The following is a 24,926-nucleotide window of genomic DNA, read 5'->3' on the forward strand; positions in this document are numbered from 1 at the left end:
GTGCTACTATTTAACCTTAATTTGTTCTTGTAATTAAGAGTACAGTTGAAGTAATCAATAGTGACGCTATTGAAACTGCAATAGACATTCGGCTATCGAGAGTTGAAGACTTTATTGCAGAATTATTAGGCTCAACATAAACCACATCATTCTGAGTTAAATAATATACTGGAGAGCTTAGAGCTTCTTTTTTAGTCAAGTCTATTCTTGTATAAACTTTGGTTCCATCAAAGTCTCTAATGACCATAACATTTTCACGACGACCTTTAATAGTCATATCATTGGCCAAGCCTAAGGCTTCAAGGATAGTAATACGCTCCCCATCCACAGGATATGTCCCTGGCCTATTAACTTCTCCTAAAACCGAAACGCTGAAATTCCGTAGTCTTATATTTATAATAGGATCCTTTAAATAATCTGAAAGTCTGTCCCTTAGCAGAACCCTAACTTCTTCACCTGAAAGACCTGCAATTTTCACTTTACCTATTACTGGAAAATCTATTTCCCCATCTTTATCTATTAAATAATCTACCTGTTCCGGTCGAATACCACCTTCCGATCCACCTCGAAAAAGATTAAACGGAGCACTAGCTTCACTATCTAAAGTAGAAACATAAATGCTCACTAAATCATCAACTTTGAATTTTGGTGTAAAACTGTTTTTATCAACCAAAGTTTCAAAATCACCGGTATTTTGAAAATACACAACTTCCTTTCTTGAAGCGCAAGAAGACAATAAGATTGTAGAAACAGCCACAAGCGGCGCAACAGTTTTTAAAAATCGAAAAATATCAAGTGAAAACATTTTTTTAATGGACATAGTGTTCAAATTTTGGTGCAATGATAGTAAATAAAAAAATTATAGAACTTTTTTAAGAGGATGATTCTTAGTTGTAGTTTTGCCTTTTTTATCCAAAACACATAATTCAGAGTTATTAGATATAAATTCTGGAACTATCTCTTTCATTAAACTAACCGTACTCTCATTAAAAAACATATTGGACACACAAAGTTCATCAATTTTAGACCTTACCGATATATAGTCAAGTTCTCTAGTTTTACCTATCATAATCTTTTTATGATAGGTAGGCAAGGTGTTTTCTCCATTTGCCAACAACTCTTCGTAAAGTTTTTCACCTGGACGCAAACCGGTTATCTTGATATCTATATCTTCTGGATACTTAAGTCCTGAGAGTTTTATCATATTTTTTGCCAAGTCGAATATCTTTACAGATTCGCCCATGTCAAAAATGAATATCTCTCCTCCATCTCCCATTGCTCCAGCCTCCAATACCAATTGAGAAGCTTCCGGAATAGTCATAAAAAAACGAGTAACATTCTCATGGGTAACTGTTAACGGACCACCTTTTTCAATTTGTTTTTTGAAAAGAGGAATTACTGAACCATTAGACCCTAGCACGTTACCAAAACGCGTTGTTATAAATTTCGTTTTTCCTTTTTGCTGCATACAACTAATGTACATTTCCGCAATTCGCTTTGTAGCACCCATTACATTTGTAGGGTTAACAGCCTTATCAGTAGAGATAAAAATAAATTTATCTACGTTATGACTAATAGATAAATCGGCTACAACTTTGGTTCCCGCTACATTTATTTTAATGGCTTCATAAGCATTGTATTCCATTAAAGGCACGTGCTTATATGCTGCAGCGTGAAACACAATATTTGGCTTGTATTCTTGAAAAAGATTATTTAATCTATTTTTATCGCGAACATCTCCAACAATAGGCATAAAATTATGAAAGCCATTTTGTTTCAATTCCTGCTGCAAGTCATATAACGCAGATTCGGATTGATCTATAACGATGAGCGACTTATAATTATATGTACAAACTTGACGTACAATTTCGCTACCAATAGACCCTGCACCTCCAGTAACTAATACCACTTTATTCTTAACCTCTTCGGAGATTTTTGAATTTCTAATGTTAATTGGAGCTCTATCCAAAAGATCTTCAATCTGAATCTGTTTAATTTGAGAAACTTTCAGCTCACCATTAATCCATTGTTCTACAGGAGGGACAATTTTCACCTGAACAGGAAAATCAACCAAACCCTCAACTAACACCTTAAGGTCTTTAGGATCGATATTCTGAATAGAAAAAATAACCTCGGATATACTATTTTTCAATATAAAGTCCTTGTTCAAAACATCTTTATGGAAAACTTTTACTCCGTTTATCTGTTTCCCAACCTTTTTCTCATCTTCATCTATATAACCAACAACCCTAACCCTACTTTTCGTATGGTTAACGAGAGCACTTTGCGTTAGTATCCCTGACTCCCCTGCTCCGAATATCAGAACATTCTTATTGACCTTAAAATCACGGGCCATAAAAGTACTGTACAAAGACTTAAAGACATACCGGGAAGCAGTTAACGCAACAAAACTCAGTAAACTATGAATGATTATAATCCCTAATGGTACTGTGAAGTTTTCAAAAACCCCTAATTCACGATTAAAAAGAACCATTGAAATTAATAAAATACTAGATAGACAAATAGCATTAAATATGTTGTAAACATCCCTAACACCCGTATGCCGAACTACCCCTTTATAAGATCCTGTAAATACAAAAGAGGCCAAGGCTATCAACGATATTATTGGTAATTGAACAAAAAGTTTATCGATATCAAAGTCCAACGTGAGATTGAAACGTATAATATATGATAACACGAAAGAAATAGCTATCATAACTACATCAATAGCTAAAACCAGCCACTTAGAAGCGTACTTATGAGCATTATTGGATAAATATTCTTTTATCATCAGATTAAATTTTGGTTAGTATCAACTCTACCACTCTTTCAAGGTCACTTTGCAAAAGATTAGAGCCACTAGGTAAACACAGTCCCCGATTAAAAAGGTCTTCGGACGTACCATCAGAATAATGAGGGAACTCAGTGAAAACTGGTTGCAGATGCATAGGTTTCCATAAAGGTCTTGATTCAATATTGTCATCCAAAAGAGCAAGACGGATTTTTTCTCTTACAACAAAAGAAGGTGTAAGTATACAGCTCAACCATCTATTGCTATAATAACCACTTGGTTCTTCTAAAAATTCAATTTCAGGAAGATGTGCTAAATGTTTTTTATAAAATTCGAAATTCGATCTTCTCTGGTCAACACGATTTTGAAGTACCTCCATTTGACCACGACCAATTCCTGCTAAGATATTACTCATTCGATAATTGTACCCTACGGATGAATGTTGGTAATGAGGAGCATCATCCCTTGCTTGGGTAGCCAGAAACACAGCTTTTTTCTTTATTACTTCCTCTTTAGCAATCAGAGCCCCACCACCAGAAGTTGTTATAATTTTGTTTCCGTTAAAAGACAAAACCCCTATAGAACCGAAAGTACCGCATTTTTGATTGTTAACCCCGCTACCAAGAGCTTCAGCACTATCTTCAATAACCGGTATACCGTACTTTTTTGAAATTTCAGCTATGGCTTTAACGTTGTATGGCATACCGTACAAGTGAACTGCTACTATTGCCTTAGGTTTTTTACCCTTTTCAATCCTATCCTTAATGGCATCCTCAAGCAACTTAGGAGAAATATTCCATGTATCCCTTTCACTATCCACAAAAATTGGTGTAGCACCCAGATACATTATCGGGTTGGCAGAAGCTGAAAAAGTGAAACTTTGACAAATAACTTCATCACCTCTAGTAACACCTAATAATTCTAAAGCTAAATGGATAGCAGCAGTACCCGAACTTAGCGCGGCAACATGAACGTTACCTCCAACAAACTCGTTTATAGATTTTTCAAAATTATCTACATTTGGCCCCAATGGAGCCACCCAATTGGTATCAAATGCTTCTTTAACGTATTTTTGTTCACCCTCGCCCATATGTGGAGAAGACAGCCAAATTTTATCTTTAGTATCAGTTTTCAATTAAAAATGGTTTTAGTTCTTATAATTTGGGGTTGCCTTAATTTATTTAAAATCATCGGCCAAACATATAAATATAATCTAAAAATTACTAAAAAGTTCTTTTTGATTACGGAATACAAAACTAAACTCTAATTCCTGAACTCTTTACTAATTTTGTTGTAAGCCTAAAAAATTCGGTTAATAACACCTGAATAGCTTACATTCTTTAATTCAACTTAGACTGTCATACGTACGTAAGAAAGTTGAAAATAGATTTCCTAACCTATTTGCTACCGCTCACACCAATACATGCAAATCACTATTGGCGCTAACAATTATTAAATTAAAAAATAAAGGAGCAAATCTGTTTTCCGACTGCTCCTTTATCGTTTTTTAATTAAATTCTATTGTAATCCTTAAAATCTTTGTGATCTTTTTTGTACAATTCCTCTTCCGGTAGTGATTTAAAGTAATCATATGTCTTCTTCATCCCTTCGGACCTAGACACTTTAGGTTCCCAGCCCAAAATTTCTTTTGCCTTTGAAATATCCGGCTGTCGCTGCATAGGATCATCTTGTGGCAAGGGCTTATATATTACTTTTTGATCTGTACCTGTTAATTTAACAATTTCCTCAGCAAAATCCCTTATCGTAATCTCATGCGGATTACCTATGTTCACAGGTAAAGCGTAATCACTAAGTAAGAGTCGGTATATACCCTCAACTTCATCATCAACATAACAAAACGAACGCGTTTGGCTTCCGTCACCAAAAACAGTTAAATCTTCACCTCTAAGTGCCTGACCTATAAAAGCAGGAATAACTCTTCCGTCATTTAATCGCATTCTAGGACCGTAGGTGTTAAAAATACGTACAATTCGCGTTTCCAAACCATGAAATCGGTTATAAGCCATTGTAATTGATTCCATAAATCGTTTTGCTTCATCATATACCCCTCTTGGACCTATAGTATTTACATTACCGTAATATTCTTCAGTCTGCGGATGAACAAGGGGATCCCCATATATCTCTGAAGTAGATGCAATAAGGATTCTAGCATTTTTAACTTTTGCCAAACCTAAAAGGTTATGAGTCCCCAATGCCCCTACCTTCAAGGTCTGTATTGGGATTTTCAAATAATCAATTGGGCTAGCGGGAGAGGCAAAATGTAAAATGTAGTCCAGTTTTCCAGGAACACTAACAAATTTTGTAACATCATGATGATAGAATTCAAAATTCTCCAACTTAAACAAATGTTCTATGTTACGTAAATCACCTGTAATAAGATTATCCATGGCAATGACATAATAACCTTCTTTAATAAAACGGTCACACAAATGGGACCCTAAGAAACCTGCTGCCCCGGTAATCAGTATTTTCTTCATTTTGTATTTTTATTATTCTGATTAACTAGCCAAAAGAACTTTCACGCATTAAGCTCCAAATAGTTTGTCAAAATTCAATATCATAATCACCACGAATATAAATACAATGTGCAAAACAAAAGGTTATTTTTCTTTAAAAAACTATAAACTTCAATTATCTAAGTTAAAATGCATATAGTCCTATCCAACATCTTGTTCGTATATAATTTCGGACAATGCTTAGCAAACATAATTTACAATCCACATAAAAGGAGGTTTTAATGTGTAAGATATTGTCAAATCTGATTGTATTTCAACACATAATCTTGAAATAAATCTTTTTAAGCGAAAAAATGTAAGGTAGTTTTGAGTTATTTAGTAATCTTTGCAACCTAATAAAATGAACCCAGTCATGAAAAAAGTAAATAAAATATGCTGCATTGGTGCAGGATATGTAGGTGGACCAACAATGTCCGTCATTGCTAGTCAGTGCCCTGAGATTACCGTAACCGTTGTAGACATCAACCAGTCTCGCATTGACCAATGGAATGATTCAGACCTAGACAATTTACCCGTTTACGAACCTGGCCTAAAGGAAATAGTTGCCAAAACGAGAGGAAAAAACCTTTTCTTTTCTACCGAAGTGGACAAAGCTATTGATGAAGCCGAAATCATATTTATATCCGTAAATACCCCTACAAAGACTTACGGAAAAGGAAAAGGACAAGCGGCAGATTTAAAATTTGTAGAGCTTTGTGCACGTAATATTGCCAAAGTAGCTAAGAGTGACAAGATAGTTGTAGAAAAATCTACCTTACCGGTTAGAACAGCGAGTGCTATTAAAAGCATCCTTGAAAACACCGGAAACGGTGTTAAATTTGAAATACTCTCCAATCCTGAATTTTTAGCAGAAGGAACAGCCGTTGAAGATTTATTAAAAGCAGACCGCGTACTTATTGGTGGTGATGAAACACCTTCAGGTCAAGAAGCCAAAGACACGTTAAGTTCAATTTATGCACACTGGCTTCCAAAAGAACGAATACTGCAAACTAATGTCTGGTCTTCCGAGCTGTCCAAGTTGGTTGCCAATGCATTTTTAGCCCAGAGAGTTTCTTCCATTAATGCTATTTCGGCCCTGTGCGAACGAACGGATGCAAATGTTGCGGAAGTTTCAAGGGCAATAGGTACCGACAGTAGAATTGGACCAAAATTCCTAAACGCTTCCGTAGGTTTTGGCGGATCTTGTTTTCAAAAGGACATCTTAAACCTTGTTTATATCTCAAGAAGTTTTGGTCTGACTGAAGTTGCGGATTATTGGGAACAGGTAATTATCATGAACGATTACCAAAAGAGACGTTTTGCGGAAAACATTATATCTACCCTTTACAATACTGTTTCAGGCAAAAAAATTGTGTTTTTTGGATGGGCTTTTAAAAAAGACACGAACGATACTCGAGAATCTGCAGCCATTAATATTGCCGATGCCTTGTTAGAGGAAAAAGCAGAAATCGTAGTTTATGACCCAAAGGTATCTGCAGAGAGAATCTATGCTGACCTAGATTATTTGGATACCCGTTCTCCAGAAGAAAACAGAAAGCTTTTAACTGTTGTTTCCAATCCTATGGACGCCGTTCAAGATGCCCATGCCATTGCTATTTTGACCGAATGGGACGAATTTAAAAATTATGACTGGGATACCATTTTTGAAAAAATGTTGAAACCGGCATTTGTCTTTGATGGTCGCCGCTTGCTTTCAAAAGAAGATATGGAAGCCAAAGGCTTTCAGTATTATAAAATAGGACAATCATGAAAATTCTTGTCACCGGTGCGGCCGGTTTTATAGGATATCACCTTTGCGAAAAACTCCTTGAACAAGGATATGAAGTTATAGGCTTAGACAACATCAACGATTATTATGATGTAAACCTGAAATATAACCGATTAAAACAACTGGGCATTGCAAAAAACGATGCCCAAGTTTTTCTCAAAAAATGTTCTGGTTCTACACATGGCAATAAATTTTCTTTTGTTCGAATGAACTTAGAGGATAGAGAAGCTTTACCTCACCTCTTTAATGATGAGAAAATTGACAGAGTGTGTAATTTAGCCGCTCAGGCCGGTGTACGCTATAGTATTGAGAACCCTGAAACCTATATAGATAGCAATATTGTTGGTTACTTAAACCTCTTGGAATGCTGCAGACATAATAAAGTTGAGCATTTAGTATACGCCAGCAGTTCCAGCGTCTATGGTTTGAACGAAAAAATACCTTTTTCCACATCAGATAGTGTGGACCACCCCATTAGCTTGTACGCTGCAAGTAAAAAGAGTAATGAATTAATGGCTCATACCTACAGCCACTTGTTCGGTTTTGCGACAACAGGTTTACGATTTTTTACGGTCTATGGCCCTTGGGGAAGACCGGATATGGCCTTGTTTTTATTTACTGATGCCATCGCTAACGGAAAACCCATTAAAGTTTTTAACCATGGAAAAATGGAAAGAGACTTTACCTACGTGGATGACATTGTAGAAGGAGTTGTTCGGATTTTGACAAAATCTACCAAAAATAGAGAGTTGTACAAAATTTACAACATTGGGAACAACAACGCTGTTAAACTCACCAGTTTCATAGATGCTATTGAGAACAGTATGGGACAAAAAGCCGAAAAAGAGCTGATGCCTATGCAACCTGGGGATGTAGAACGTACTTGGGCGGATGTTGATGATTTGATTAGAGATTACGAATATCAACCTAATACCTCGGTTACAAATGGTGTTCAAAGATTTGTAGAGTGGTACAAGGATTACTACAAAGAATAATTTTATTTTGAATTAAATTTTAAAAAGAGGTCTGATCTATTGGCCTCTTTTTTATTTTTCTTCTCCTGTTTATAACTATATATTTATTCAAAGATAACTTTTGATTGAGTAAAACAGCATAGATATCTCTTTGGACTAATTTAGAGACATTTAGCAAATTTTTACTAGTTACAAAGCTATTTTTTCACATCTTTGCAGCCACTTTTTTAAAGCTAACTTAAAATACGGGCTACTAAAAATTGTAATTATTTAACATTGAATTTATGTCTCTCGAAAAACTAAATTTTTCATCTAAGTATACGATTTTGGTGACGGGTGGTGCCGGATTTATTGGTTCAAATCTATGTGAAGCCCTATTATTAAACGGTAATAAAGTTGTTTGTCTTGATAATTTCTTAACAGGAAAACGAGAAAACATTGAACCTTTTCTTAGTAATGAGAATTTTACTTTAATTGAAGGAGATATTCGTGAGTTAAATACTTGTGAGTGTGCCTGTAAGGACACTGATTATGTGCTGCACCAAGCCGCACTAGGATCCGTACCGCGCTCCATAAACGACCCAATTACAAGTAATGAGGTTAATGTTTCGGGATTTTTAAATATGTTGGTTGCAGCTCGCAAAGCAAAAGTTAAGCGTTTTGTTTATGCTGCTAGCTCCTCAACTTATGGCGATTCAAAGTCAATGCCCAAAGTAGAAGATGTTATTGGCAAACCTCTATCCCCATATGCCATTACAAAATATGTAAACGAGCTTTATGCCGACGTGTTTTCAAAAACTTATGGAATTGAGACTATAGGGCTTAGGTATTTTAATGTTTTCGGAAGAAGACAAGACCCAAATGGCGCATACGCTGCGGTAATTCCTAAAGTTACTATGCAACTGATGAATCATGAGTCGCCAGTAATTAATGGAGATGGAAGCTTCTCAAGAGACTTTACTTATATTGACAATGTAGTAGAGATGAATATCAGAGCACTTTTAGTTGATGACAAAAAAGCAATTAATACCGTTTATAATACAGCCTGTGCCGAACGAACGGATTTAAAAGAATTGGTTGAATTATTAAAACAATACTTAAGTAAGTACGACTCTAAAATTGGAAATATTAAAGTAACCTATGGTCCTGAGAGGCAAGGAGATGTACCCCATTCTTTAGCTTCCATTGACAAAGCCCAGAAATACTTAGGTTATGACCCCATTTACGACATCAAGTCGGGCCTAAAATCAGCAATGGAGTGGTATTGGAAAAATTTAAAATAAGCAAAAGTATGAACACATCAAAGATTGCGATTATCGGTCTAGGCTATGTAGGTCTACCCTTAGCACGTTTGTTTGCTACCAAATACCCAGTAATCGGTTTTGATATAAACCAAAAAAGGATTGAAGAACTACAATCTGGAAAAGATAACACCCTAGAAGTAAGTGATGAGGATTTAAAAGCCACTTTACAAGACTCCCCTAATTTTGATAAAGGTCTTTACTGTACATCCAATCTAAAGGATATTGCAGATTGTACTCATTATGTCGTAACAGTACCAACTCCAGTTGACAGTACTAATAGACCAATCTTAACCCCTCTTTACAAATCCAGTGAAACAGTTGGTAAAGTTTTGAAAAAGGGTGATTTAGTTATCTACGAATCTACGGTCTACCCTGGGGTAACCGAAGATGAATGTGTGCCCGTCTTAGAACGAGTAAGTGGATTAAAATTCAACGAAGACTTTTTTGTTGGGTACTCTCCTGAACGAATCAATCCGGGAGATAAAGAACATACTGTAGAAAAAATCCTAAAGGTTACTTCTGGCTCTACACCTGCCACTGGAAAGAAAGTAGACGAGTTATATGCTTCCGTTATTACAGCAGGAACACATTTAGCCCCCACTATAAAAGTTGCCGAGGCGGCAAAGGTCATAGAAAACTCACAACGCGATATAAATATTGCCTTCGTTAACGAATTGGCCAAAATTTTCAATCTAATGGAGATTGATACAACGGCTGTTTTAGAAGCTGCGGGAACCAAATGGAATTTCCTTCCATTTAAACCAGGCTTGGTTGGTGGACATTGTATTGGGGTAGACCCTTACTATTTGGCTCAAAAGGCACAAGAGTACGGTTACCACCCAGAAATTATTTTGGCCGGGCGCCGTATGAATGATGGAATGGGAAAATATGTTGCTTCAGAGGTCATAAAGTTAATGGTTCAAAGAGATATCAAAATTAAAGGAGCGAATATTCTTGTTTTAGGTATAACTTTTAAGGAAAACTGCCCAGACGTTCGGAACACCAAAGCAGTTGATGTTATAAGCAACTTAAAAAGTTACGGGACAAACTTAACTATATTTGATCCATGGGCTTCTAAGGAGGAAGTCAAAAAAGAATTTAATCTTGACATGGTATCAACCCTACCCAAAGAAAAGTTTGATGTGGTTGTTTTAACAGTAGCCCACAAAGAATTTCTTAAATTAAACCTTAAGAACTCTTTAAATCCTAATGGTATTATCTATGATGTCAAAAGTATACTTAAAGATAATGTAGACGGCAGACTCTAATAAATTCTACACAAATTAAAAAAGGCTAACACGCGGTGTTGGCCTTTTTTTTAATTCTGTCCTTACCTATTACAATTGAACCCAAAACAGACTTAGTTAAGAAGGGACATGCAAACATCCATGTTCACAGAATTTTCAGCTCTTCTCCACTCCTTCAATCGATTATTTTCTAGCTTATCACTTATCTATTCCAGATTACAGCGAAAATACATTGACAAATACTGCAATAAAAAATAGGCTTTATCAACTTAAGATTTAACCATATTGCGCATTTCATCGACTTTATTCTTAATTAAATGTTAAAAATTGTACTTGGTAACGTCTACAACATGGTACATTATCGTACTGTATCATGTATTCGACAAACGGTACATTTTAACATATTTTAGCGCTCTTCATCGATTTTTATATATTTTTTATCGATAAAAGCAATTTTTAAGATTTTGTTTTTATTTTTGGCCGCTTGCATTTTGTCGACTAATTTGGTTTTTGACCGATACAATACAATTTGATAACTGTAATTTTTTTGACAAAAATTTAACTTTTTAGCCCACTTATGAAATTTCACCCCACCGTTCCTAGCAAATATTTTATTGGATTCGTTTTCATCTTTCTACTCATTATTATATCGTGTAGTAAAGACAGTGAATTACTAAAAGATGCTGTTTTAGCCGACCCATCAACTGAAATTAAAGAAGATACTAAAGAAGCTTCCGAAGAAATTACGGAAGAGGAATTAGTTCCAGAAGAAGCGGTTCTTCCTGAAGAAGAAGAAATTGTAGAGGAAAAAGTTTATGAGATTAGAACAACTGTGTTTACTCCTATTCATGATGCACATTTACAAAGTGGTAAAGGATATAATCAAGATTTAATTCGTCTTGATGAAGGACATAGAGAAAGTTATTTAATGTTTGATATTAGCCCTATTGACTCTATTGGCGGAATCTTAGAAGAGGCTCACCTAGAGTTCACTATAAGTACAGATGATGGACATGGAACTATCTCTGTATTAAAAGGGGATTCAACTGACTGGTCTGAACATGATATATCAGAAATAACCGCACCTAAATCAGATACTTTATTAGGATTCACAACAGATGATTATCATGTGAATCAAACACAGGAGATTATTTTAGATCAAGAAAAATTAAATCCAGAAGTTCTTACGTTAGTACTTAAACACGAAGATGGAAATGATTTGGCTTTTGCGTCAAAAGAACATAGTTCAAAGAATGGCCCAAAACTGGTCATTACCTATAGCGCTCCCCAAGATTCTGAAGGTATAGTCTCTGATGACCAAAATCCAACTACAGAAGCACCATTGGCTCCATCTATAGATGACGAAGATTCTCCAGTAAGCGAAACACCGGAAGAGCCTACGAATCAAGAAGAAGAAGAAGAAGAAGAAGAAGAAGAGACACCAAGTAATGATACGCCTGAGGTTATAGAAGAGGAAGAGCCGGATACTCCTATTTCAACGGAAAATCAATCCCCTATTGCTGTAGTAGATGCATCACCTTCTTCAGGTACAGCTCCACTCAAAGTAAATTTCACAGGGAATAATTCCAGTGACGATGAAGAAGTTAAAAATTACGGATGGAACTTTGGGGACGGTTCATCTTCTAATGAAGCTAACCCTTCACACACCTTTGAGAAAGCCGGGACCTTTAAAGTTGTGCTTACAGTACAAGATGCACAAGGAAAAATTGATACAGAAGAAACTACGATTACGGTAAAAGCCAAAGAAAACAATGCTCCTACTGCTGTAGCCAAAGCCTCCGTAACTTCTGGCGAAGCCCCACTGAAAGTTACTTTTGATGGAAAAGAATCATCCGATGATATTGGAGTAACTAGTTACCTATGGGATTTTAAAGACGGCGACAAGGGAAGCTCGTCCTCTACTTCCCATACGTTTACAAAAGCGGGCACTTATGAAGTAGTGTTGACCGTTAGAGATAAGGATGGATTAGAGGATACAGATACCGTTACTATAACTGTCACCGAAAAAGAAAATAAAGCACCTACAGCCAAAGCATCTGCAAACACTACAGAGGGAGAGGCTCCATTAGAAATTCAATTTAAGGGAAGTAACTCTACCGATGACACTGCCGTAAAAAGCTATTTTTGGGATTTTAAAGATGGAAGTACATCTACAAGCTCAAATCCTTCACATTCCTTTACAAAAGAGGGAACTTATAATGTGATACTTACGGTAACTGATGAAGAAGGTTTAAAAGATTCCGAAACCATTACAATTACGATTACTGAAACAGAAAACAAAGCGCCAGTAGCAGTAGCAACTGGCACCCCTTTAACTGGAACGGCTCCTTTAAATGTTCAATTTAATGCCAATAATTCAACTGATGATAATGGTATTACAGGTTATTTTTGGGATTTTAAAGATGGGTCTACAACAACAAATAGGAACCCTTCGCATAGTTTCTCTAATCCTGGAGAATACAAAGTTGAGCTTAGCGTGAAAGACGCCGAGGGCCTTACTCATACTACAACCATTGACGTTAAAGTCAATCAATCTAATAACGGAAGTGGAAGTAGCGGAAGTGGAAGCAGCGGAAGTGGAAGCAGCGGAAGTGGAAGCAGCGGAAGTGGAAGCAGCGGAAGTGGAAGCAACAACAATCCGTCAAACGGTGTTAAAGCATCAACTTTTGGCTACAACTCCAATAATGCTACCGCAGCAATTAAAGCTGCTATTAACTCTTCTCATAGTGTAATCATTGTAGACAAGCAATCTAGTGATTGGGTTGTAGAACCACTTCATTTTAGAGATATCAAAAACAAAACAATTGTTTTTGAAGACGGAGTTACTCTTCGTGCTAAAAGTGGAGCATTTAGAACCTCCGATAGACTCTTACAATTTGTACACTCTAGTAATTTGACGATTAGCGGTTATGGAGCTACTTTAAAAATGAATAAAAATGAAAATGGTGGGCAACAAAATCATGCTCTCTCCATAATAGGTTCGAGCAACATTACAGTTAAAGGGTTAAAAATTCAAGATAGTGGAGGAGATGGCATCTATATATCTCAATACGATGTAAACGATTATTGTAGGAATATAAGAATCGAAGATGTTATTTCTACAAACAATAAACGACAAGGTATCTCTGTTACCTCAGTTGACGGGTTAATTGTCAAAAACAGTACTTTCTCTGCTACATCTGGAAAAGACCCTGCAGCTGGAATAGATTTAGAACCAAATTCTAAATATGAACGACTTGAAAATATAGTATTTGAAAATTGCACCGTTAAAGATAATTATGGCCCTGGAATTCTTTTAGCTTTCACATATCTTGATGGAACTTCTAGACCCATTGATATTACGTTTAAAAATATGTACTTAAGCAACAACTTCTCTTCGTCTAATTCACGTCTTTACAAGACAGAAATAGATTTGGGCATGAGCATAAACAACCGTACTAACCCAGTTAAAGGAAATGTGGTTTTTGATGGTTTACGAGTTGAAAACAGTAAATGGTCCGCCATATACACGAAAAAAACATGGGAAGCCTATCATGTTACTGTTAAAAACGCAGTTATAAAAAATGTAAGCCAAGCAAGTGATCTTCCCGCTATTCACATAGGCCTCCTTAGTTACGGGAACAAATCCAACGCTAATATGGGAGGATTTACATTTGAAAATGTTTTGATTGATTATGACGGAAAGGACCCTTCTCTCGAACTTTATGGCCCTACAAATAGCAACTGGCACCTTAAAGACATAAAAGGGGAAATAAAAGTAAAATCACCTCGAGGAATTCGTTTACACGATAATATGAATAGGTTAGGCAGTTCTTCCAGTGCTTCACTAAAAGTTGTTGAATACTAAATTTGTGAATTATTATATAACCTTGGCATCTTCCTTGTAAATCAGATAATTAAAAAATATTGGTAAATTCGGCGTCCACTAAGGTCTAGCACAGGTCCTACCTAGAGATTTTGAAGTTTTCTATTAAGTTTAATGTACTTCGCTGGGGAACATTTCCCCCAGCGAAGTACTCGATTTAGAGCTGTTCTAATTCTTTCTCCAAATTTTTGGACTTTTTCAAGTATCTTCCAATTAAAAGATGCTGATTGTATTGAGATGTTTCTCCCGAAACGAATCATTGAACCCTGCGTCAAAAGGTTTATCAGTAGGTTTCGCGGTCATAAGATATCAAGTTCGATATTGTTTTCGTAGACCCATATGCTTAATATCTTACATGAACTCACTTTGGTTGTCCGGTTTGCTTTGATAACACTTCGTTTCTCAGGCTTCCTAAGCATGAAGAGCGTCGGTTCTTTCTGCGAATTCCCGGCCATCTATGACCAAGTTTTGAGGTTAAATACTGACTAAGGATAAGGCCCTGAACTATTTAATACTGCACAGTAGATCACAATCAAAAAATCAATACTCAATACTCGCTCAAAGTAGAAAAGTTTTCCTCTACAGATTGTCTTTACTAAACCAAACAATTCCATTCAGACCTTTTATTTCTCGAGTCAAGTCATTTTTTTCACAATAGATTCTATACATGCACTTGTATCGTTAATCGCCCCTCTCTTCTAAGAAAGAATATGATGTATAAACTCTTAGCCCTTTACGGAGGCTATCTCATTCACATAAGCAATAGATTATCATTTCCCTTTCCTCAGCAAGAAATCACTTTCATTGAGGCAATTTCAGCTCATACAAAGGTTCCACAAATACTCTGTATTCCACCCTAATCTTATCGACCTTCCTACATTTTTTGAAACGACCCGAGAATTTTTATATTAAAACATCATGCCATATCCGGTTAGCGAGACTAAGGTTGGCACAAGCTTCTTGAACCGAGACTTCTCCTCTACTAACCCTTAAAACTTGCGAGGTTCAGAAAAGCCCAGACCCCATATTTTATATTCCAATTGCAAAGTGTGGACTGAAAGCTCTCTTCCTTGAAACGCACCTCTTGCCCACTGGTTTCCATCTCTGCTTATTTGATTACAAATACGATTTTCGATTCCGAGTTCCTTAATCCTTTCATAAGTAAATAATCGTTTAAACTTGAACATATATTCTCAACAACTTGTCTGCTTTTAAACTGTCTTGTTTAATGAGCAAGGTCAATCTAATTTTACTCTTAAAAAAGTTTATCAATTTGTTTCGTTACTTATTTGCACTTTTCCCGATGAAACGCATTATTTGTTAACAGCTAATACACTTTATCGAAAAAAAATGCATCTTAGCAATAATCTCAATTTTAATACCTTATACATATAAGAAGAAATTTAAAACAAAAACTCTAAATAGAGTGGTGTTCATTCCCAAATCAGCACCCGTTTCTATTGAATTTAAAACCTTGACCTACTTATGACATGCCTTAAAACTAACGCCATATGGTTACTTATGTCCATACTTTTTATATTTTTATTTTTTTCTTGTAGCAAGGATACCGATTTACTCTCTGATTATATTGTTGCTGACACGCAAGATGCTAAACTTATCGGTCATGCACTAGATGACTACTTTGTTTCCACAACTAATGCTCCAATAGTACTAGATGTCCTGGCCAACGATGGAATCGACAATATTGAGAACGTCAAAATAACTAATATATCAATTCCATCCAATGGGAATGTTACTACCAATGAAGATAAAACTATAACATATACTCCGGACACTAACCTTGATGAAAATAATGAAGAGAATCAAAGTTCTAATGAAGAACTAATAGAGCAGCCTGAAGCTCCTGTCAATGATGTAGTTACTAACGTGAATGACACAACTCCAAAAAATTCATCCGAGACTGTAGATACATTTACATATACTACTGAAACAAAAAATGAAGACAACACCACAAAAACCCAAACAGGAACCGTTACTGTAACGATAAATAAAAATTATGGAAAATTAAAAGCTTTTCCTTCAGCTTATGGAGCTGGGTCAAACGCAAGTGGTGGTCGCGGAGGCTCCGTATATCACGTTACTAATTTAAACGATAGTGGAAGTGGTAGTTTTAGAGATGCTGTTAGCAAATCTAATAGATATATCGTATTTGACGTTTCTGGAACTATAGAATTAAAGTCCAACTTAACCACAAGCTCGGACAACTTAACAATTGCAGGGCACACCGCTCCACAAGGTGGTATTACTATAACTGGGGAACTTTTTCTAATGAATAGATGCGACAATATAATAATGAGATATATCAGATTTAAACCTAAATATATACCAGAACATATAAGCGCAGGCAATAACAAAAACACCGGATATGATGCCTTAAACCTGATACATATTACAAATTCAATATTTGACCATGTGTCCATAGCCTGGGGCGGAGATGAAGCCGTAAGCATTGTTGGTAATAGTGATGATGTAACATTTCAAAACAACCTTGTTATTGATAGTCATAAAGGTATGATTCTTGGTGATAGTAACGCCTCTATCGATTCAGAAATGTCGTTGCTCAATAACGTTTTTGTCAATTCAGGATATCGATTTCCAAATGTTTGTGCGACCAATGCTGAATCCATTAATAATGTAGTACATAACTGGGACAGAAATCTCAATGTATTTCCTTGTAGACAAGGATCAGCACGATTTAATGAAATTAACAATTATTATCAACGAGGTAATAAATCTAAAAATGTCTTAGGTTCTTCAGTACATGGAGCTCATTGGTTAGACCTAAGATTTGAACAAGATGCTATGGCTTATACAAACGGTAATGTAATCAACGGGGTTCTTAATGCCGGTGATGATAATTGGCGGATGTATCGAATGCGATTTGATGTCAACTCTGGCCCTCATGCAGGATTAAAGCAATGGGATCAAGCCCCCTATGATTTTAAAGCAGACAACCCTTTCAAACTTCTAGGAAATCCAGTTCCCTTAAAAACGGCCGAAGAAGCCTTAGAAGTAGGCAAAAACAGTGCTGGATGCTCTCAAAGGTTAAATGCAGACGGATCTATTTCTTCTAATTATGACTCAATAGACGAAACTTTTCTTAATTATGTAAAAACAAATGCTGTAAACAAACATTCCAAGGCTGATGATGTATTAAAGGCTTCTTATTATATTGAATATCATCAAAATATAAGTTCTACTCCATTAAATATTCGTAACAAAAATTACGACACAGATCGAGACGGGATGCCCGATGAGTGGGAGTTAATAGCTGGTAGCGACCCAAAAAAACCTGATCACAATATTGATGCAAATAATAATGGGTACACAAATCTCGAAGAATATATCAATCTAATTGATTTTTAAATTAATAATTCGTCAAAAAAGCATAACCTTACAATGTAACTAGATTTTTTGAAGCTACAGATTATAAACTTTTTAAATGTTGTAAAACTGAAATCATTTCACATTAAGAATACTCTATATAAATTGACATTTTCGTTTATGATATAATCTAGAATAAAATTCGCTAAATTTGCACGGTAATAACGTAATTAAGACTCAGAAAAAATTAACTAAGGACTATGTCAAAATAATTCCGAAAGTCTATTTTACGCATTACGCTTGGTATCTTTCTGGAACAACTTGTTAAATCTATAATTTGAGCGAATCTCGTCATCAAGAAAAGTTAATTTCATTCTTTTTATATACAGGCTTATTTTTTGGCCTTTTGTATGTATATTTTGCACAAGAAAGATTATACTCATCAATGACCAGTGGTTCAATTGCTCTTGGTCCTGAAAAATTCTTACGGATATTTTCTGTTATCTGTATTTTTATTACAACTTTTATTAGTGTTTTTGCGGCTAAGACCAAATACGTAGTATCTATTTTTCTTGCTTATTTCCTTTTATTGTTAACGATTATATTGAACTATTCGTTAAGTGGAGCTAATTTTTCTGATATGGCTCAGTTTATGTCTAATAGAGGAATAGGCACGTGGATTTGTTTAGGTCTAATTTTTGTTTCTTACAATGACAACCGCTATGAATCGTTCAAAAAATTTGCATTAATATCTGCTATTTTTATTTCTGGTCTTTGTATTTATAATCTTCTGGATTTTGGTGTAGGGTTTTGGCGAGGTCAAGCATTGAGTAAATATAGAGTGTACGCTACAAATATGGTTTGGATTGCACCTTATGTTTTTCTCATTTTGAAAAATGAAAAAAAATTTAAGTGGGCAAGGATATTTGTTATAGTCATGGGCATTTTACTTGCACTAATCACCCAAACTAGATCATTTTTACTTATATATTTTTTTACATTACTTTTTGACTTCTTTAACACCAAAAAAAAGGCGAGCTATTTGGTTCTTTTATTTGTTGGGAGTTTAGGTTTTATTTACTTAGTTCTAAATACTTCGGTATTTAAGACATCATTGGACCTTTTGATAGATAGAGGTACTAATGACACTAGGTCCGAACAATTAAATGTTTTTCTAAATCAATTGAATTTTGTAGAGTTAGTAACAGGAAGAGGTCATTTTGCTTACTACCAATTCGGTAATGAGGTATGGACGGCCGTTGATAATCAGTGGCTCTACCTATTGTGGTGGGGTGGATTACTACCCTTTCTCTGTTATTTCTTTTTGACTTGCATTGTTCCGGTTATTTTAGTAATAAAAGGAAACCTAGATTATGAAACTAAGGTCGAATGCTTTGTCCTAATTTTATGGGTTTTGGGACTGACTGGCTTAGCAATTTACAGTACTATGTCCGTTGAGTTTTTCTTTTTTACTATGAGTATAATTTTAGGGCGAGTACTATACAAGTTTAGCTTATCAAAGACCTAACATGAAATCATCGTACAAAAAGATACTGACAATGTATGGCGCTAGCATACTAGCAATAGCATTTGGTTTCTTAATTAGTATTTTTAACTCCAGAATTTTAGGTCCGGAAGGTTTTGGTGATTATAAATTTATAGAAACTGTAGCCCGTTTTATTGCTAGTTTAGTTTCGGTAGGTTTTTTTATTTCTATTTCTCGATTATTAGCTATAAACACAAGTAATGAGGAGAAAAGAAAATACATCGGACTTTTTACCACCATTTTTGTGGTTACTTCTGCGGTTGGCATAGTCCTTTTTCTTGGTTTTTCTTATTTCCAACCTTATTTTTTTGACAATAATCTCTCCTCTACAATAAGAACAAATTTCTTTATAGTTTTGGTGATTTTGGGGCACTTGGCACTTGCGGAAATCTTGAAGGGATTACACCATATATATACGATATCCATTATAAGCGTAGTCCCGTCTATAGTCTATCTTATTTCAGCGTATATTGCAAAAACATATCTAAATATAGATATTAATGCTGAAATAGTTTTATCACTTTATTATGGTATACTTTTAATAACTTTTCTAATTGTCATTTCGAGACTCAAACCTAATTTTAAATACGAAAAGAATCTTATTACAAGCCTATTAAAAGAAAACAAATATAATGGTAGACCTATCTATTATGGCAGTCTTGCTGGCGTAGCTACAACTCATATTGCCGGTCTTAGTATTTCTTATTTTATGAATAATTCCCAAGTAGGTTTCTTCATGCTTGCATTAACCGTCTGCGGTCCATTACTTGTAATTCCATCTGTGCTCGGTACTATATTTTTCAAGCAATTTGCAGCAATTACACATATCCCAAATAAAGTATTTTACTTTAGTATACTTGGGACTGCTTTTGCGCTACTTATATTCTATCTTTTTATTGATATTGTTATTGTTACTTTTTATGATACCGCATATTTAGAAGTTGCCAATATATCTAAATATTTAATTTTAGGCTTTATATTTCATGGTTTTGGTGATTTAGTAAATCGTTTTCTTGGAGCGAAAGGTCAAGGCAAATTACTTAGAAATGCGGCTTATTTTGTTGGAGTTACGAACATTTTAGGCTACACCCTACTTATAAAGTTCTTTGGTATCAATGGAGCTATTTTAACAAAAATTTTAGCAAGTGGACTATATTTTTGTATCATGCTTTATTATTACCGTAGGTTTGTCAAAGAACAATAAAGTTTAAAAAGAACCCATAGATATATCATCCTATATAACAGCTAGTTTCTTAATTATTTTCTAAGACAAAGCGTTGAACTTATTTTAATCTTTCTTTTCATAAAAAATGGATAACTTTAACTATTATATATTTAGTAATTGTGATTTTTCCTACAATAGTGCAGCCAAAACCCGGATGCTATACTACGCTAAAGCTTTAGCAGGTGAAAATCATACTGTTTATTTAATTACCTGTTGTTCTACAGAATTTAAAAAAAAGGACTTTTCTCAGGTTTCCCCTAATGTTTACATTCTAAACCAAAAAAAAACAACAAAAAATATATTCCAAACATTCGGTTTTCTCAGACGCTTAGATGCTTTTTCAAGAAAGCAAGCCGGAAAAAATATGTTTTTAATATACCCCATGACATTTGTATTTTTAGAGCTTTTAACTATAGTATATCTTAAACTCTTTAAAAATCGCAGCGTCTTTTACGAACTAAATGAAGTTAGAAAACACGCTTCAGCAGTACATGACGTTTTATCCTTCAAAAAACTAAAATACTCAGTCAAGAAAATTGTGTTTAAAACAATTTTCACCTTAACTGAACCCATACTTGTATTTTTTGATGGTTTAATTTGTATTTCAACGGAGATAGAAAAATATGGTAAAAAGTTTAACCGTAATACTATCCGTATTCCTATCTTGACAAATCCTGATGTAGACGTTTATATTTCTGATTCGGTTTATACAACCAAAGGATATTTCAACATTGGTTTTTCTGGTTCAATTATACCTAGTAAAGAGAACTTAGTTGAATTTATAAATGTGCTCAATAAGCTTACAAAGAACAAACATAAAATAAAATTCAATATGTGTGGGCCAACAAAAGACAAATATTACAGTCAAATGTTGGAAATTGCAGAAAAGAAAGATACTCTTAATTATTATGGTAATTTAGACCCTAAGGAGCAATCAAATTTCCTAAGACAACAAGATTTATTAGTTATTCCAAGAGGGTATAATTTGCAAAACAACTATGGATTTTCGACAAAACTCTCAGACTATCTAAATCACAAAAAAATAATATTAATAACAGATATAAGCGATAATGGATTATATATTAAAGATGGAGTAAATGGTTTTATTGTGCCTCCAAATGACAATGAATCCATGTATATCAAGTTAGTGTATATTATTAACAACTTTGAAAATGTTAAGAAATTGGTTGTTAGTAATGCGCAAAAAACATCTCAAGATGAGTTTAGTTTTCAAAATTTCAGAGAACCTCTTAGAGATTTTTTTAATGGGAACAATAAAAAAAAACTCTAACAAATTAGTTCATATTTACAAGAAGTCAAGAATACATCTTTAATTATGAAAATAAGACTACTTCCTTTAATGTATACAATTAATAACCCGAACTTAAAATATAAATCTAAAAGAATACTTTACAACTCTAAAGACTTTTTAAATTAAAGAAAGATTATGAATGAAATCAATAACAATAAAAAAATCTATTTCAAGTTTGATAGTTAGGTTTTTTGGTCACTAATTTTATTTTATCAACCAAAAAACTAGTTAAATTTGAAAAATGAAGATGTCATACGTTAGTTCTGCATCTATAAATTTAAATAGTAATTGAAATATTCGATTTATAAAAAACATACCATGTTCAAAGATAAAACCTTGTTAATCACTGGAGGAACCGGTTCCTTTGGAAACGCCGTACTTAATCGTTTTCTTGAAACCAATATAAAAGAAATTCGCATTTTTTCTAGAGATGAAAAAAAACAAGACGATATGCGAAATACTCTTAAAAATGAAAAAATAAAATTCTACATTGGTGATGTTAGAGACTATAATAGCATTTCAAGGGCTATGAGCGGTGTCGATTATGTATTTCATGCGGCGGCTTTAAAACAGGTTCCTTCATGCGAATTTTTCCCTATTGAAGCTGCCAAAACAAATGTCTTTGGCACTCAGAATACTATTGATGCAGCCGTAGCGAACAAAGTAAAACGAATTATCTGCCTTAGTACCGACAAAGCTGCATACCCAATTAATGCTATGGGTATTAGCAAAGCTTTAATGGAAAAAGTAGCTGTTGCTGCTTCAAGAAACATTCCCAATGATGATACCATTGTTTGTTTAACTAGGTATGGCAATGTAATGGCATCTCGAGGTTCCGTGATTCCTCTATTTGTAAAGCAAATTGAAGAAAAAAACCCATTGACGATTACTGACCCAAATATGACTCGCTTCCTAATGTCTCTAGAAGATGCGGTAGATTTGGTTTTGTTTGCATTCAAGAATGGCAACCAAGGTGATCTTTTTGTTAATAAAGCACCCGCCAGTACTATTGGAGATTTGGCAAATGCTATTAAGGGGATTTTTAATGCCGACAATGATATTAAGATTATTGGAACCCGACACGGTGAAAAGTTATATGAAACTTTGTGCACTCGTGAAGAAATGCAGAAAGCCGAAGATATGGGAGAATTCTACAGAATTCCCGCCGATAATCGAGATTTGAACTATAGCAGATATTTCTCTGAAGGGGAAACTGACATTAGTGCTATTGAAGATTATCATTCGCACAATACGAACCAACTGACTAGTCAAGAATTAAAGCAAACGCTTCTTAATCTCGACTATATCAAAGAAAAACTTTAGATGATTTTTCATAAGAAAATTAAAGGATCTAATTTCTCAGATGAACGTGGAGGACTGATTTTTTTTAATGATTTTGACATGACCGAAGTTATTCGCATGTACGAGATATCTCCAAGTGACATTAAAATTATAAGAGGGTGGCAGGCACATCAAGAAGAAAAAAAATGGTTTTATTGTAACACGGGAAGTTTTATAATGAATATAGTACGAGTAAATGATTTCGATTCTCCCTCACCAAGCATAAATGCGGAAAAGTTTTTGCTTGATGCAAAAATTCCATCAGTATTAGAAATTTCAGGAGGTTATGCAACAGCGTTTAAAGCGCAAACTGAAAATTCAAAGCTGATCGTATTTTCAAACTTTTCTTTGGAAGAATCTAAAAATGATGATTATCGTTTTTCTATAGATCAATGGTCCGCAAATTGGCAATGAATTAAACGCACACTGATAAATTCAGCATAGATGATAAAAGTAGGAATAACAGGGCAAGCGGGTTTCGTAGGGAGTCATTTGTATACCACCCTCACCTTAGATAAAACTGTGGAATTGATTCCATTTGAACGAGCATATTTTGAAGACACAGAGGCTCTTGGAAATTTTGTGGCGCAGTGTGATACTATAGTTCACTTAGCTGCACTGAACCGTCATGAAAACATGAATGTCATCTACAACACAAATGTGGCCCTAGTCGAAGCATTGACAAATGCATGTAAAAACAAATCTGCAACTCCACATATAATTTTTTCTTCTTCTTCTCAAGAAGACCATGATAATCTGTATGGGAAATCGAAAAAAGAAGGAAAAGAGAAATTTATAGAATGGTCAACTGAAACCGAGGCGGCATTTACTTCTCTAAAGGTTCCCAATGTTTTTGGCCCTTTTGGAAAACCAAACTACAATTCAGTGGTTGCCACCTTTTGTCATAAAGTAGCGCGAGGAGAGGAACCAACTATTATACAAGATAGCGAGATTGGCTTGATTTACATCAATGAACTCGTTTCCATTTTTATCAATACAATTAAAAATAAATTAGAAACTGTGCCTTTAAGTAAATTTGGTTCAGAACTGGTAGTTCAACCTACGAGTAAAAATAAAGTTTCTCGCATACTGGAATTGCTCAATCAATATAAGTCTGACTATATAGGTAATGGAATATTTCCGAGTTTGGAAAATCCATTTGAGAAAGCCTTGTTCAACACATTTCGGTGCTATATACCAGAAAACCATTATCCTGTAAAATTCACGAAACATAGTGACCCAAGAGGAAGTTTTGTAGAAATTGCAAGAACACAGACAAGCGGGCAGTTTTCTTTCTCGACTACTGTTCCCGGGGTTACTCGGGGCAATCATTTTCATACCCGAAAAGCTGAACGTTTTGCGGTAATTAGTGGAAGAGCATTGATTCAGTTACGAAAAATAGGCACGGATAAGGTCATAGATTATTATCTTGACGGAAATGAACCTGCTTATGTTGATATGCCGATTTGGTATACTCACAATATCAAAAATATAGGAGATGAGGAACTAATTACTTTATTTTGGATAAATGAACCATATAACCCCGAAGATTCAGACACCTATTTCGAGGATGTATGATTTGGACACGATACTTTAAGTATTAAACGAAAAAATAACAAAATTTTCAAAGTTATAAGAATAAGCTAATAG

Annotated in this window: 16 protein-coding genes; 12 read left to right on the plus strand and 4 right to left on the minus strand. The window is 34.8% G+C overall.

The features are described from left to right. Positions 1-16: 16 nt before the first annotated feature. From SJY45_RS05590 to SJY45_RS05605, 4 genes are all read right to left on the minus strand, one after another. A complete protein-coding gene (locus SJY45_RS05590; protein ID WP_400073586.1) occupies positions 17-820 on the minus strand; it encodes a polysaccharide biosynthesis/export family protein in 804 nt (267 codons plus the stop codon). A 39-nt stretch (positions 821-859) separates the two neighbouring features. Continuing rightward, positions 860-2,791 carry a polysaccharide biosynthesis protein gene (locus SJY45_RS05595; RefSeq protein ID WP_400073587.1) on the minus strand — a complete coding sequence of 644 codons (1,932 nt, stop codon included), beginning with the start codon at positions 2,789-2,791 and terminating at the stop codon, positions 860-862. A 4-nt stretch (positions 2,792-2,795) separates the two neighbouring features. Further along, positions 2,796-3,881, minus strand: coding sequence for an aminotransferase class I/II-fold pyridoxal phosphate-dependent enzyme (locus tag SJY45_RS05600; protein ID WP_400074303.1), 1,086 nt, complete (start codon positions 3,879-3,881; stop codon positions 2,796-2,798). A 421-nt stretch (positions 3,882-4,302) separates the two neighbouring features. After that, positions 4,303-5,289 (minus strand): UDP-glucuronic acid decarboxylase family protein, encoded by a 987-nt coding sequence (locus SJY45_RS05605; RefSeq protein WP_400073588.1) that lies wholly within the window; start codon positions 5,287-5,289, stop codon positions 4,303-4,305. 391 nt (positions 5,290-5,680) lie between these two features. On the opposite strand from SJY45_RS05605, the gene SJY45_RS05610 reads away from it, so the two are divergent. The 12 genes from SJY45_RS05610 (at position 5,681) to SJY45_RS05665 (ending at position 24,854) form a co-directional block, all read left to right on the plus strand. Beyond that, complete coding sequence (locus SJY45_RS05610) at positions 5,681-7,078, plus strand: nucleotide sugar dehydrogenase (protein ID WP_215440006.1); 1,398 nt, start codon at positions 5,681-5,683, stop codon at positions 7,076-7,078. Beyond that, positions 7,075-8,091 carry an NAD-dependent epimerase gene (locus tag SJY45_RS05615; protein ID WP_400073589.1) on the plus strand — a complete coding sequence of 339 codons (1,017 nt, stop codon included), beginning with the start codon at positions 7,075-7,077 and terminating at the stop codon, positions 8,089-8,091. Before SJY45_RS05610 ends, SJY45_RS05615 begins: the two co-directional genes overlap by 4 nt. A 263-nt stretch (positions 8,092-8,354) precedes the next feature. After that, on the plus strand, positions 8,355-9,353 hold the full coding sequence (locus SJY45_RS05620) for an SDR family oxidoreductase (protein ID WP_400073590.1): 999 nt from the start codon (positions 8,355-8,357) through the stop codon (positions 9,351-9,353). An 8-nt stretch (positions 9,354-9,361) separates the two neighbouring features. Next, positions 9,362-10,642 (plus strand): nucleotide sugar dehydrogenase, encoded by a 1,281-nt coding sequence (locus SJY45_RS05625; RefSeq protein WP_400073591.1) that lies wholly within the window; start codon positions 9,362-9,364, stop codon positions 10,640-10,642. Between the two features lie 556 nt (positions 10,643-11,198). Then, entirely contained in the window at positions 11,199-14,489 is a 3,291-nt protein-coding gene (locus SJY45_RS05630) for a PKD domain-containing protein (RefSeq protein ID WP_400073592.1), read from the plus strand. Between the two features lie 1,539 nt (positions 14,490-16,028). Further along, positions 16,029-17,894, plus strand: coding sequence for an Ig-like domain-containing protein (locus SJY45_RS05635; RefSeq protein ID WP_400073593.1), 1,866 nt, complete (start codon positions 16,029-16,031; stop codon positions 17,892-17,894). 295 nt (positions 17,895-18,189) lie between these two features. Further along, on the plus strand, positions 18,190-19,380 hold the full coding sequence (locus SJY45_RS05640; RefSeq protein WP_400073594.1) for a hypothetical protein: 1,191 nt from the start codon (positions 18,190-18,192) through the stop codon (positions 19,378-19,380). 1 nt (position 19,381) lies between these two features. Then, the gene (locus SJY45_RS05645; protein WP_400073595.1) at positions 19,382-20,602 is read left to right on the plus strand and encodes an oligosaccharide flippase family protein; all 1,221 of its coding nucleotides are present in this window, start codon (positions 19,382-19,384) and stop codon (positions 20,600-20,602) included. Between the two features lie 106 nt (positions 20,603-20,708). Then, positions 20,709-21,914, plus strand: coding sequence for a glycosyltransferase (locus SJY45_RS05650; RefSeq protein ID WP_400073596.1), 1,206 nt, complete (start codon positions 20,709-20,711; stop codon positions 21,912-21,914). Positions 21,915-22,253: 339 nt separating this feature from the next. After that, entirely contained in the window at positions 22,254-23,258 is a 1,005-nt protein-coding gene (locus SJY45_RS05655; RefSeq protein ID WP_400073597.1) for a polysaccharide biosynthesis protein, read from the plus strand. Further along, positions 23,259-23,690, plus strand: a complete 432-nt coding sequence (locus SJY45_RS05660) for a sugar epimerase (RefSeq protein ID WP_400073598.1) — start codon at positions 23,259-23,261, stop codon at positions 23,688-23,690. Between the two features lie 30 nt (positions 23,691-23,720). Then, positions 23,721-24,854: an NAD-dependent epimerase/dehydratase family protein gene (locus SJY45_RS05665; RefSeq protein WP_400073599.1), complete on the plus strand. Its 1,134-nt coding sequence runs from the start codon at positions 23,721-23,723 to the stop codon at positions 24,852-24,854. The last annotated feature ends 72 nt before the right edge of the window (positions 24,855-24,926 follow it).

The organism is Zobellia russellii, from assembly GCF_044597075.1.
Taxonomy (GTDB): domain Bacteria; phylum Bacteroidota; class Bacteroidia; order Flavobacteriales; family Flavobacteriaceae; genus Zobellia; species Zobellia russellii.

Bases quoted from the DNA above. Each gene is read 5' to 3' on its own strand.
- SJY45_RS05590 (WP_400073586.1), bottom strand. From the start codon at position 820: ATGTCCATTAAAAAAATGTTTTCACTTGATATTTTTCGATTTTTAAAA.
- SJY45_RS05595 (WP_400073587.1), bottom strand. From the start codon at position 2,791: ATGATAAAAGAATATTTATCCAATAATGCTCATAAGTACGCTTCTAAG.
- SJY45_RS05600 (WP_400074303.1), bottom strand. From the start codon at position 3,881: ATGGGCGAGGGTGAACAAAAATACGTTAAAGAAGCATTTGATACCAAT.
- SJY45_RS05605 (WP_400073588.1), bottom strand. From the start codon at position 5,289: ATGAAGAAAATACTGATTACCGGGGCAGCAGGTTTCTTAGGGTCCCAT.
- SJY45_RS05610 (WP_215440006.1), top strand. From the start codon at position 5,681: ATGAAAAAAGTAAATAAAATATGCTGCATTGGTGCAGGATATGTAGGT.
- SJY45_RS05615 (WP_400073589.1), top strand. From the start codon at position 7,075: ATGAAAATTCTTGTCACCGGTGCGGCCGGTTTTATAGGATATCACCTT.
- SJY45_RS05620 (WP_400073590.1), top strand. From the start codon at position 8,355: ATGTCTCTCGAAAAACTAAATTTTTCATCTAAGTATACGATTTTGGTG.
- SJY45_RS05625 (WP_400073591.1), top strand. From the start codon at position 9,362: ATGAACACATCAAAGATTGCGATTATCGGTCTAGGCTATGTAGGTCTA.
- SJY45_RS05630 (WP_400073592.1), top strand. From the start codon at position 11,199: ATGAAATTTCACCCCACCGTTCCTAGCAAATATTTTATTGGATTCGTT.
- SJY45_RS05635 (WP_400073593.1), top strand. From the start codon at position 16,029: ATGTCCATACTTTTTATATTTTTATTTTTTTCTTGTAGCAAGGATACC.
- SJY45_RS05645 (WP_400073595.1), top strand. From the start codon at position 19,382: ATGAAATCATCGTACAAAAAGATACTGACAATGTATGGCGCTAGCATA.
- SJY45_RS05650 (WP_400073596.1), top strand. From the start codon at position 20,709: ATGGATAACTTTAACTATTATATATTTAGTAATTGTGATTTTTCCTAC.
- SJY45_RS05655 (WP_400073597.1), top strand. From the start codon at position 22,254: ATGTTCAAAGATAAAACCTTGTTAATCACTGGAGGAACCGGTTCCTTT.
- SJY45_RS05660 (WP_400073598.1), top strand. From the start codon at position 23,259: ATGATTTTTCATAAGAAAATTAAAGGATCTAATTTCTCAGATGAACGT.
- SJY45_RS05665 (WP_400073599.1), top strand. From the start codon at position 23,721: ATGATAAAAGTAGGAATAACAGGGCAAGCGGGTTTCGTAGGGAGTCAT.